The 11,118-nt window shown below is 76.0% G+C and carries 9 protein-coding genes and 1 pseudogene; 5 read left to right on the top strand and 5 right to left on the bottom strand.

The window, feature by feature from the left end:
• Positions 1-1,887: DEAD/DEAH box helicase (locus ACZ7LB_RS13875; RefSeq protein ID WP_471468026.1), on the bottom strand; the 1,887-nt coding region annotated here is incomplete at its 3' end.
• Positions 1,888-2,376: 489 nt separating this feature from the next.
• Between ACZ7LB_RS13875 and ACZ7LB_RS13870 the strand changes: the two genes are divergently transcribed.
• Entirely contained in the window at positions 2,377-3,126 is a 750-nt protein-coding gene (locus tag ACZ7LB_RS13870) for a ferritin-like domain-containing protein (protein ID WP_471467930.1), read from the top strand.
• Positions 3,127-3,335: 209 nt separating this feature from the next.
• Here the strand turns inward: ACZ7LB_RS13870 and ACZ7LB_RS13865 are convergent, their stop codons facing one another.
• The 4 genes from ACZ7LB_RS13865 to ACZ7LB_RS13850 all read right to left on the bottom strand — a co-directional run bounded on the left by ACZ7LB_RS13865 (position 3,336) and on the right by ACZ7LB_RS13850 (position 5,596).
• Positions 3,336-3,611 carry a hypothetical protein gene (locus tag ACZ7LB_RS13865; RefSeq protein WP_365207875.1) on the bottom strand — a complete coding sequence of 92 codons (276 nt, stop codon included), beginning with the start codon at positions 3,609-3,611 and terminating at the stop codon, positions 3,336-3,338.
• 194 nt (positions 3,612-3,805) lie between these two features.
• Positions 3,806-4,033, bottom strand: coding sequence for a DUF3107 domain-containing protein (locus ACZ7LB_RS13860; protein ID WP_161227242.1), 228 nt, complete (start codon positions 4,031-4,033; stop codon positions 3,806-3,808).
• A 324-nt stretch (positions 4,034-4,357) separates the two neighbouring features.
• Positions 4,358-4,999: a TetR/AcrR family transcriptional regulator gene (locus ACZ7LB_RS13855; RefSeq protein ID WP_161227243.1), complete on the bottom strand. Its 642-nt coding sequence runs from the start codon at positions 4,997-4,999 to the stop codon at positions 4,358-4,360.
• Between the two features lie 363 nt (positions 5,000-5,362).
• A complete protein-coding gene (locus tag ACZ7LB_RS13850) occupies positions 5,363-5,596 on the bottom strand; it encodes a hypothetical protein (RefSeq protein WP_471467927.1) in 234 nt (77 codons plus the stop codon).
• A 351-nt stretch (positions 5,597-5,947) separates the two neighbouring features.
• Between ACZ7LB_RS13850 and ACZ7LB_RS13845 the strand changes: the two genes are divergently transcribed.
• The 4 genes and pseudogenes from ACZ7LB_RS13845 to ACZ7LB_RS13830 all read left to right on the top strand — a co-directional run.
• A complete protein-coding gene (locus ACZ7LB_RS13845) occupies positions 5,948-6,970 on the top strand; it encodes an alpha/beta fold hydrolase (protein WP_471467925.1) in 1,023 nt (340 codons plus the stop codon).
• Positions 6,971-6,978: 8 nt separating this feature from the next.
• The gene (locus ACZ7LB_RS13840; RefSeq protein WP_471467923.1) at positions 6,979-8,565 is read left to right on the top strand and encodes a DUF3152 domain-containing protein; all 1,587 of its coding nucleotides are present in this window, start codon (positions 6,979-6,981) and stop codon (positions 8,563-8,565) included.
• Between the two features lie 1,624 nt (positions 8,566-10,189).
• Positions 10,190-10,456, top strand: a complete 267-nt coding sequence (locus tag ACZ7LB_RS13835; protein WP_471467921.1) for a hypothetical protein — start codon at positions 10,190-10,192, stop codon at positions 10,454-10,456.
• Positions 10,456-11,118: pseudogene (locus tag ACZ7LB_RS13830) on the top strand (hypothetical protein); the annotation flags it as partial. The gene ACZ7LB_RS13835 and the pseudogene ACZ7LB_RS13830, both read left to right, overlap by 1 nt.

Below are 11,118 nucleotides of genomic sequence, written 5' to 3'. Positions count from 1 at the left end.
ATTGCGGGTGCGGCGGCGGGGCTTGGCCTCGGTGCCCTCGGCGGTGTCCACGGCCGTCTCGGCGGCTTCGGCCGCCCTGGTGGCCGCGGTCTTCCGCGTGCGGCGCGGCTTGGCCTCCTCGGCCGCCGCCTCCGGGGCCTCGACGGTGTCGACGGCGGCCTCGGCGGCCGTCGCCGTCTTCCGGGTCCGGCGGCGCGGCTTCTCGGCGGTCTCCTCCGCCACGGGGGCGGGGGCCGCCACCGGAGCGGGCTCCAGGACGGGCTCGGCGGCCACCGGAGCGGTCCCGGCCACGGCGGTCACCGGCTCGGCCGCCTCCACGGCCCCCCGGGTCCGGCGGCGGCGCGGCGCCTCCGGGGCCTCGGCGGCCTCGGGAACGGTGCCCTCCGCGGTCGCGACGGCGGCCTCGGCCTGCGGCGCCGTCCCGGCGGCCACCTGCTGCTGCGGGGCGTCGCCGGCACGGGTGCGGCGACGGCGGCGCGGGGTGCGGGCGGCCTGGGCGGCGCCCTCGGTCCCGGCGGCGTCGGCACCGCCGGTCACGGTCCCGGGCGCGGTCTGCCCGGCCGCCTCGGCGTCCACCGGGGCCCCGCCGCGCATCCGGCGGCGACGGCGCGGCGTCCGCTCGGGGCGCTCACGCTCGGCGGGACGGGACTCCTCCCGGGCGCCGCGGCCGCCGCGGCCGCGGCCGGTCCGGCCGCCCGGCTCGCCCAGGTCCTCCAGCTCCTCGGCGTCCAGCCCGGCGCGGGTGCGCTCCGAGCGCGGCAGGACACCCTTGGTGCCCGCCGGGATGTCCAGGTCGGCGTAGAGGTGCGGGGAGGTGGAGTACGTCTCCGGCGGGTCGTTGAAGTCGAGCTGGAGCGCCTTGTTGATGAGCTGCCAGCGGGGGATGTCGTCCCAGTCGACGAGGGTGATCGCCGTACCCTTGGCGCCCGCGCGGCCGGTGCGGCCGATGCGGTGCAGGTACGTCTTCTCCTCTTCCGGCGACTGGTAGTTGATGACGTGGGTCACACCCTCGACGTCGATGCCGCGGGCGGCGACGTCGGTGCAGACGAGCACGTCGACCTTGCCGTTGCGGAAGGCGCGCAGCGCCTGCTCGCGGGCGCCCTGGCCGAGGTCGCCGTGGACGGCGCCGGAGGCGAAGCCGCGCCGCTGGAGCTGCTCGGCGATGTCGGCGGCGGTCCGCTTGGTGCGGCAGAAGACCATGGCCAGCCCGCGGCCCTCGGCCTGCAGTATGCGCGAGACCATCTCGGGCTTGTCCATGTTGTGCGCGCGGTAGACGAACTGCTTGATGTTCGCGACCGTGGCGCCCTCGTCGTCCGGCGCGGTGGCGCGGATGTGCGTGGGCTGCGACATGTAGCGGCGGGCGAGGCCGATGACCGCGCCCGGCATGGTCGCCGAGAACAGCATGGTCTGGCGGCGGGCCGGCAGCAGGTTGATGATCTTCTCGACGTCGGGCAGGAAGCCCAGGTCGAGCATCTCGTCGGCCTCGTCGAGGACCAGGCACTTGACGTGCTTCAGGTTGAGCTTCTTCTGGCCCGCCAGGTCGATCAGCCGGCCCGGGGTGCCGACGACCACGTCGACGCCCTTCCTGAGCGTCTCCACCTGGGGCTCGTAGGCCCGGCCGCCGTAGATCGCGGTGACGCGCACGTTGCGCACCTTGCCGGCGGTCAGGAGGTCGTTGGTGACCTGCTGGCACAGCTCGCGCGTCGGGACGACGACGAGGGCCTGCGGGGTGTCGGTGACGGCCTCGGGAGCGGCGCGGCCGGCCTCGACGTCGGCGGGGACGGTGACCCGCTCGAGGAGCGGGAGCCCGAAGCCCAGCGTCTTGCCGGTGCCGGTCTTGGCCTGGCCGATGACGTCCGTGCCCGACAGGGCCACGGGGAGCGTCATCTCCTGGATGGGGAAGGGGTTCACGATGCCGACGGCCTCAAGGGCCTCGGCGGTCTCGGGGAGGATTCCGAGGGAACGGAACGTCGTAGTCAGGGTGCTGCCTCTTCTGTGTGCGCGGTGCGAGGCGAGCGCGGGGGTCGTGCCGGACCGGGCCGGGCATGTCGGCCGCCTGGTGGGGCGAGCCCTGGGACACGGGACCTCTGCCGACGCTCTAGCGCTCGTACCGCTGAGGGTCCCCCTCCGGAGCCCGTACGCAGTCCGTACGGATGGAGGGCTGTCGGGTCGGAGCCGATCGGGCCACCGACCGGGCATCCTCATGCGTGCGGCCCGACGAAGACGTCACGTACCCGTACGTCACATACTCGGCAGGCGCATTACCACCATACCCCGGATTCACGCACATGCGATGGCCGATTCGGTCACGTAGTCGTTCTCACACTGGTTGACCAGCGCCTTACCGGGGGCGGGGAGCGGGCTATTGTGCGCTCCATGACGAGCTCTGACAAGCCTGGCAACGCCGCCGACGCCACTCCCCCCGAACGCACCGGGGTCGCCGCCCAGGACTGGGCGACGGCCGCCGCCGACCCGCAGTACCGCGCCGCGGTCGTCGACCTGCTCGGCGCCCTCGCGTACGGCGAGCTGGCCGCGTTCGAACGGCTCGCGGAGGACGCCAAGCTGGCGCCGACGCTGGCGGACAAGGCGGAGCTGGCGAAGATGGCCTCGGCGGAGTTCCACCACTTCGAGCGGCTGCGCGACCGGCTGGCCGGGATCGGCGAGGAGCCGACCGCCGCCATGGAGCCCTTCGTGGCCGCGTACGACGGCTTCCACAAGCAGACGGACCCCTCGGACTGGTTGGAGGGGCTCGTCAAGGCCTACGTCGGGGACTCCATCGCCAGCGACTTCTACCGCGAGGTCGCCGCGCGGCTCGACTCGGACACCCGGGAACTGGTGCTGGCCGTGCTCGACGACACCGGGCACGCCGGCTTCGCCGTGGAGAAGGTGCGCGCGGCCATCGACGCCGACCCCCGCCTCGGCGGGCGGCTGGCGCTGTGGGCGCGGCGGCTGATGGGCGAGGCGCTCTCGCAGTCCCAGCGGGTGGTCGCGGACCGGGACGCGCTGTCGACGATGCTCGTGGGCGGGATCGCGGACGGCTTCGACCTCGCGGAGGTCGGCCGGATGTTCTCCCGGATCACCGAGGCGCACACCAAGCGGATGGCGGCGCTGGGGCTCGCTGCCTGACGTCCCGCCCCGTCCCGTCGGGCTCGCCCCGGACGCCGACGCTCCCGGATCCGGGCGCTGCGGAGCCCGGCCCGGAGCCCGCGCCGGGAGGTGCCCGGAAGGGGCTCCGGGGGGCCGCTCGGGGGAAGACGCGGGGGAGTGCTCCCGGGCGGACGGAGCAGGGCCCGGTGTCCGGGCCGGGAGCCGACGGGGCCCGGAGTGCCCGGGAGTCAGGCGGTGGTGGCCGACGAGCCGCGGCGCAGGCCCCGGTCGGGGCGCAGCAGCAGCGACAGCGAGGCCGCCGAGACCGCCGCCGCGCCCAGCAGGGCCGGAAGCGGGCCGCCGGCGCCGAGCGCGCTGTGGGTGACCAGGGCCCCGAACAGGGCTCCGGCGAGCCCGGTGGCGAGGACGAGGAGCCGGGCGGGCAGGCGGTGCGGCAGACGGTGCAGGGCGGCCCCCGCGAACGCGAGGCCGAGGATCACGGCGCCGAGCACTTCCAAGATCATGTCGGGGTCCCTCCCACATGGCCGGCCTGCCGGAAACGCTGTCGGTCACCGCATTAGCCGGTCTACCCGGGACCCGTGGAACGCAACCCTCCCCCTGTGTGCCACCTGTGCGCTCTCGGTGAACGCGAGGGGCCCGGCAGCCACATGGCCGCCGGGCCCCTCGCTCATACGTCCTGCGACGCGCCGCCCGCGGGCTACAGCGCGCCGAAGCCCACCTTGCGGGGGCTGGGCTCGCCGATCTCCACGTAGGCGAGGCGGTCGGCCGGGACCAGGACCTTGCGGCCGTGCTCGTCCACGAGGCTCAGCAGCCGCGCTGTGCCGTCCAGCGCCTCGGCCACGACGCGCTCGACCTCCTCGGCGCTCTGACCGCTCTCCAGAACGATCTCGCGGGGCGCGTGCTGCACGCCGATCTTGACCTCCACGGCTTATGTCCCTCCGACGGTCAGTGGTGCGCGACCTTACGCGCCGTACCCAGCACACATTAACCCGGTGAGGGGATGTACACGGCGCCCCCCTGAACGCCGGTAGCGAACAGGGGGCGGCCGGGGTTCCGCGGGCGAGCGGGCGTGAGCCGGGCGGCGGGCGTGAGCCGTGGGGGTGCGGGGCGCCGGGCGGTGCGGGGCGCCGGGCCGGGGCCGGGCCCGGGGCGGGGCCGGGCCCGGGGCGGGCGGCGCCCGCGGGCCGGGACGCGGGACGGACGGAGGCGAGGCCGGGGCGGGGCCCGGGGCGCGCCCGTCCGCCCCGGCTCAGTGCTGTTCGGTGCCGTGCAGCGGGAAGCCCGCGATGCCCCGCCAGGCCAGCGAGGCCAGCAGCTGCACCGCCTGGTCGCGCGGCACGCTCCGGTCGCTGTGCAGCCAGGAGCGGGCCACCACCTGGGCCAGTCCGCCCAGGCCGGAGGCGAGCAGCATCGACTCCGCGCGCGAGAGGCCGGTGTCCTCCGCGATGACCTCGCAGATCGCCTCGGCGCACTCGTTCGTGACCTTGTCGACGCGCTCGCGCACGGCGGGCTCGTTCGTCAGGTCCGACTCGAAGACCAGGCGGAAGGCGCCTCCGTCGTCCTCGATGTACGCGAAATAGGCGTCCATGGTGGCCCGGACGCGCTGCTTGTTGTCCGTCGTGGACGCCAGGGCGCCCCGGACGGACTGGATCAGGGCCTCGCAGTGCTGGTCCAGCAGGGCCAGGTAGAGGTCCAGCTTGCCCGGGAAGTGCTGGTAGAGGACCGGCTTGCTGACACCGGCCCGCTCCGCGATGTCGTCCATCGCGGCCGAGTGGTACCCCTGGGCCACGAAGACTTCCTGGGCGGCGCCCAGCAGTTGGTTGCGCCGTGCTCGGCGGGGAAGGCGTGTGCCCCGCGGGCGTACCGCCTCTGTCTGCTCGATGGCTGTCACGCCGCCTCCCATGATTCGTCCGTGTGCGGTGTGGGCCGCGCCGTCATCGTACTTTTCGGTAACCGCGGTGCGCGCGGTGCGAGCGCAGAATTTCACGGACCGGACGGTGAGGAAAGCCGTGTGATGCGTTTCAAAGGTGCCCGGAGCGGGCAACACTCGGCACCTTCTTCTCCTCACGGACGGTCCCGCGTCCCGTTTCCGGTGCGGTCCCGGACGGGGTCCGGACCCGGTCCCGGGCGGTGTCCGGGCCTTCCGGCGGCCCGGTCCGGTGCCGGTCGTCGCGGCGCGGTGCGGCCGGGCGGGCCGGGTGAGCGGGCCGCCAGTGCGGCGGTCCGGCGGTCCGGCGCGGTCCGGTGCCGGGTCTCAGCGGTAGTCGTCCTCGTGGTGCGAGACGACCCGGCCCTGCTCCGCAACGTCGGCCTCGTCGGCCTCGCGCGTGCGCCCCGGCTCCCCGCCGGTCTGCGGGTCGTCCTGCTCCGTGGCGAGGTCGGCGCGCTGCTCGGCCGTGTCGGCGGCGGGCGCCTCGACGTCGAGTTCCGGCTCCTCCGGACGCTCTTCGTCCTCGAAGGTCTCCGGGTCGGTGGGATCGACGGCCATGGATGGGCTCCCTTCCTATGAACGCCCCTGAAACCCAGGGTCCACCCGCGGGTGCCCGCACTTCGAGCCTAGGAGACACCCGATTCCCGCGCCACGCGCCGCCGGCCCGGCGCGGTCCCGGACGGCGGGGCGGTTCCCCGGGCACCCGCCCACCCGGCACGTTCCCGTCCACCGGGCGTACTCCCGCGCGCACCGCGCGTCCACCCCGCGCCCCGTACGGCGCTCCCGTCGCACTCCCGGGCCCGCTCCGTGCGCGCCCCGCGCCCCCCGAAGCGGCGTCCGCCCCACCGTGTTCCCCCTTGTGACGGCGAACACACGAACCCGTGCGTGATCGTCTCGTAACATTGCCGCATGCCTTCGACCGAGCCGCCCTCCGTGCCGTCCGCCACCGTGCTGCCGAGGGTCGCGGCCGTCCGGGCGGCGCGGGGCGAGCGGCTCCGGTCGGTGCACCTGCCGGGGCTCACCCTGACCGTGCGTTCGCGCAGGCCGGCGCGGGAGGGGCTGCCGCCCGCCCTCTACGTCCACGGGCTGGGCGGCTCCTCGCAGAACTGGTCGGCGCTGATGCCGCTGCTCGACGACGTCGTCGCGGGCGAGGCGGTGGACCTGCCGGGCTTCGGGGACTCCCCGCCGCCGGACAACGGCGACTACTCGGTCACCGGGCACGCCCGCGCGGTCGTCCGCCACCTCGACGCCGCGGGCCGGGGCCCCGTCCACCTGTTCGGCAACTCGCTCGGCGGTGCCGTCGCCACCCGGGTCGCCGCCGCGCGGCCCGACCTCGTGCGGACGCTGACCCTGGTCTCGCCCGCCATGCCGGAGATCCGCGTGCAGCGCGGCGCCGTGCCCACGGGGCTGCTGGCGGTGCCCGGGGTGGCGGCCCTCTTCACCCGGCTCACCAGCGACTGGACCCCCGAGCAGCGGGTCCGGGGCGCGATGGCCCTCTGCTACGGCGATCCGGGGCGGGTGACGCCGGACGCCTTCCGCGCCGCCGTGGAGGAGATGGAACGTCGGCTGCGGCTGCCGTACTTCTGGGACGCGATGACGCGGTCCACCCGCGGGCTCGTCAACGCGTACACGGTGGGCGGCCAGCACGGGCTGTGGCGCCAGGCGGAACGGGTGCTCGCCCCCACCCTCCTGGTCTACGGTGGACGCGACCAGCTCGTCGGCTACCGCATGGCCCGCCGGGCGGTCCGCGCCTTCCGCGAGTCCCGGCTGCTGACTCTGCCGGACGCGGGGCACGTGGCGATGATGGAATACCCGGACAGCGTGGCCACCGCGTTCCGCGAACTCCTCACGGACACCGGGCGGTCGGCGCCGGACACCAGGACCGGCGGGGCGATCGGGGACGAGGCCGCCCACCAGAGCACAGGAGGCTGAGGCGCGACGTGGGACGCCACAGCCGCCGTGGACCCGCCCCCAGGGGCGACGGCGCGGAGAACCCCGCGCCACGCGAGGGCCGTTCCGGTGCGCCGGGCCGCCGGAGGGCGAACGGACCGGCTGCGGGCGGCGGGACGGCGGCACCGGCCGACGGGACACCCGCCCAGGGGCTTCCCCGGGTACGCGGACGCGGAGCCCCGCGCCCGCCCGCCGGCACCCCGGCCCACGGCGCACCTCTCCCTCCCGACGGCACCCCCGCGCGGGGAGTGCCGCGCCTCCCCGACGGCACCCCGGCCCATGGATCGCCCCGCCTTCCCGACGGCACCCCCGCGCACGGCGTGCCCCGGTACGCCGACGGGGGCACCCCCGCCCAGGGCGCGCCCCAGGTCCGCGGCAGCCATCCGGAGCAGCGCGAACCGGGCGGCGGCTGGGGGCAGTTGAGGGGCCGTACGGCGGCCGGCACCGGCTACGCCACGCCCGCGGGGCCGTCCCCGACCGCCCCCGACCGCCCCGGCCCGCCCGCCGCCCCCGGCCTTCCGCTGCCCCGGCAACGCCGTTCGCAGGGCCCCCCGGGCGGGCCCCGGCAGGAGTACCTGGACGCCTTCGGCGCCGATGACGACGACGAGGACGACGTCTTCGCCGTCCGCCCCCCGCGCCGCGCCCCCGGCGCTCCCGAAGGAGGCGCGGAACCGCGGCCCGCCGCCGACGGCGCCTCCGGTGACGGCACCGGCGACGGCGGAGTCGTGACCGTCGGCGAGGCGCCGCCCGGCGACGGGCCCGCGCCCGCCGCCCGCTCCGGCAGGGGCCGGACCTTCACCGGCGTCGCCGCGGCGGCCGTCACCACCGTGCTGGCCGTCGTCGTGGCCGGGCAGGTCGCCGAGGGGCCGAGGAGTGGCTCGGTGGCCGCCCCGGCCGTCGGCGACCAGGTGCGCGGCGGTCACGACAGCGCCTCGCGGACCGACGGACGCCCGACGCCCACCCCCTCCCCGGCGCCCCTGACCTACGCGCAGGGGATGAACCGCACCTATCCCCTCGCCGCCGACCTCAAGGGCTCGATGGAGTTCGAGACCGTCCCCGGCGGCGACAAGGCGCCCGGGCGGGGGCGCAAGTACACCTACCGGGTGGACATCGAGCGCGGACTCGGCCTGGACGGGGCGCTGTTCGCCCAGGCCGTGCAGAGGACCCTCAACGACGACCGGAGCTGGGCCCACGACGGCGCCCGCACCTTCGAACGCGTCCAGTCCGGCGAACCGGACTTCGTGATCACCCTGGCCAGCCCGGGGACGACCGCCGCCTGGTGCGCCAAGTCCGGACTCGACACCAGCGTCGACAACGTCTCCTGCGACTCCGCCTCCACCGAGCGCGTCATGATCAACGCCTATCGGTGGGCCCAGGGCTCGACGACCTACGGCGACCGCATCCACGCCTACCGGCAGATGCTCATCAACCACGAGGTCGGCCACCGCATCGGCCACAACCACGTGAGCTGCGACACGGACGGCCAGCTCGCCCCGGTCATGCAGCAGCAGACCAAGTTCCTCGACCACGACGGCATCCGCTGCCGCCCCAACCCCTGGGCCTACCCGACGGGTTGAGGGACGGCCCGGCACGGGACCGCGCGGTCCCCGGCGCACACCCGTCCATGACGTTCGGTGACCGACCGATCCCATAGCGCGACGGAACGTGTCCCGTGCGGGAAAGTTACGACCGTTCACCCCTTTTGGTGGTGCGACGGACAACCGTCCGCCGCGCCACCCGCTCGTCCGCATACGTTCGTCCCGCTGTGAGCCGCTGGACCAACGGTGGCTCCCCGGACGGGAGATCGGGGGTGCGCACATGCGCATCGGACTGCTTGCGGAGGGTGGCTCTCCGTGCGCGAACGGTGAGTCGTCGCTCTGGTGCGACCGGTTCGTGCGCCGGTTCGGGCCCCCCGCGTTCGACCTCTCCGCGGTCGGTGGCGGCGAACGCGAGGAGGGTGCCGGGCCGGTTCCCCGGCGGTGGCGCCCCGGATGCGCGCGGCTCGCCCCGGCGGGGGGCCGTGCGCCCGGCGGTTCCGGTTCCGCGGCGGTCGGGCCCGGTTCCGGCCCCGGCGGTTCCGGTTCCGTGCTGGATGGGTTCGGTTCCGGTTCCCGCGGTTCTGGTGCTGTGCCGGGTGATGTCGGCGGGGGGTGCCGTGCGGGCCGGGTGTGCCGGTGCGCGGCCGGGGGAGAGGCGTGGGGCGGCGCCCCGGCGGCCGCGGCGGCCTTGGGGGGCTGGATGCTCCCGGTGGCTTCGGTGGCTTCGGTGGCTTCGGTGGCTTCGGTGGCTTCGGTGGCCCGGACGGCCCATGTGGCCGCGGTGGCCCCGAGGCGCCCAGTGCTCGCCGTGGCCGGGTTCGCGACGACGGAGCCGACGGAGCCGACGAGGCGGACGGGATCGCGTCGTCCGAGGGCGTCGGCGGTCCGGGCGGTGCCTTCGGAGGCGCGGGCCCGGGAGTCGGCGTGCGGGAGGGCCCGGGGCACGGTCCTTCAGGCGGACCGTTTCGCCACTGATCCGTACGGATCTGCGGACCCGCTCCACGTCGGGGGCGGGTCGGGTACGGCACTCCGCCGGGGGGCCGCCGCGCACGCCCCGGGACGCGCCCGCCAAGCGCCCGCCCCCCGGCCGTCCGCACGCCGGGCGCGCGTTCCCGGGTCGCCCACCGCGACCGCGCGGTTCGCCACCGTCGCACGCCCCCGCTCTCAAGGGCACTACGGGGACGACGTGTTCGGCGGGGCCGGAGCGCGCCCCGGGGCCAGCGGCGCACCCTCCGGCACCGGGGCCGCCGTCGGCCGCCCCGGGCACCACGGGGCTTCGGCCACGCGGCGCTTGGGCGATGAGGCCGCCCGGGAGCACGAGGAGGGTGCCGCCTCCGTCGCCGGCCGTGTCTCCGGCTCTGATTCCGTCGGGAGGACCGGCGGTCCGGAACTCCCCGTGCGCGCCCACCTGTACGCCCCGGAGGCGGTGGCCGTCTCCACCAACGTTGTCAACGACACCATGAGCGGGACGGCCGGGGTCGAGCTTTCCCCGCGCGTGACCGTGTCAGCGCACGGCGGTGCCGTGCCCATGGGCGCCCGTGCCGTGACGGAGGGCGTCGGTCGCACCCGGCCCACCGTGTCCTCGCGCACTTCGCCGGCGGGTGCCCGGGCGGGCGTCGTACCGCTCCGCGCCGCCGGATGCCGTGCGCCGGGGGAAGCCGCCGTGCGTGCCGATGCACGGGCCGTGCTGTCCAGGGTCGAGCGGAACGTCACGGCATTTCACGGCATGCGCCTGGAGGCCCCGGCCCGTGCGACCGTCCCCGGTGACCTTCCCCAGGTTCTCCACGGCGTCCTCCCCGACGAGGCGGGGGCCCCCCTGCGGCTCCCCGCGCCCGCCGTCGTCCCCGCGGGGGCGGGGTCCCGCCGGGCGAACCGCGTCGGCGCCCCTGCCGGGCCCAGCGGTTCCGCCTCCTCCATGAAGGTGCCCTGATGACCGGCACCGGTGAGATGGAACGACGGGAAGGGCCGGACGGTTCCATGGACCTCGGCGGCTCCGGCGAGGCCGCTCCCGAGGGGTCGCACGGCTCCGGACGCTCGGACGATTCCGCCGAAGGGCCCGGCAGCCGCCCCGGCCCCGAGCGCGGTGCGCCGTCGGGCGGGGGTCCCGCCGTGGACAACGCCGGCTCGGCGGATGGCTCAGCCGCCGGCTCAGCCGATGGACCAGCGGATGGCGCCCGTCCCGTCGGTGGCGCGCCCCCTTCTTCCTCCTCCTCGTCCTCGGCGTACACCGTCTGGCTCCCGCTCGCCCTGCTGCCGGGTGCCCTGTGCGCGGCGACCGTGGCCTGCCTGCGCCTCACCGACGGGCACGTCCGCACCCTCGCCGTCGTCCTGGGCACCCTCGCGACCGCCCCGGCCCTGTGCGCGGTGCTGCGCCACGGACCGCTGAGCATCCGCCCCCACGCCCGGCCCCGCACCATCGCTCCGTCCGGCTCCGACACCGATCTGTGCTCCGACACCGGCCTTTGCGCCCGCTCCGGCCGAGGCCCCGGCACCGGCCGAGGTCCCGTCCCTGAGTCGGGTCCCGGCGCTGGCCTGGTTCCCGACACCGGCCTTTGCGCCCGCTCCGGCCGAGGCCCCGGCACCGGCCGAGGC

It is taken from the genome of Streptomyces sp. NPDC107521 (assembly GCF_055598485.1).
The sequence above is the reverse complement of the archived record's forward strand: the minus strand, read 5'-3'. Positions and strand labels throughout refer to the sequence as shown.

What these genes read in the sequence shown, in the direction of transcription:
- ACZ7LB_RS13870 (WP_471467930.1), top strand. Translation starts at nt 2,377, where the DNA reads ATGACGAGCTCTGACAAGCCTGGCAACGCCGCCGACGCCACTCCCCCC.
- ACZ7LB_RS13865 (WP_365207875.1), bottom strand. Translation starts at nt 3,611, where the DNA reads ATGATCTTGGAAGTGCTCGGCGCCGTGATCCTCGGCCTCGCGTTCGCG.
- ACZ7LB_RS13850 (WP_471467927.1), bottom strand. Translation starts at nt 5,596, where the DNA reads ATGGCCGTCGATCCCACCGACCCGGAGACCTTCGAGGACGAAGAGCGT.
- ACZ7LB_RS13845 (WP_471467925.1), top strand. Translation starts at nt 5,948, where the DNA reads ATGCCTTCGACCGAGCCGCCCTCCGTGCCGTCCGCCACCGTGCTGCCG.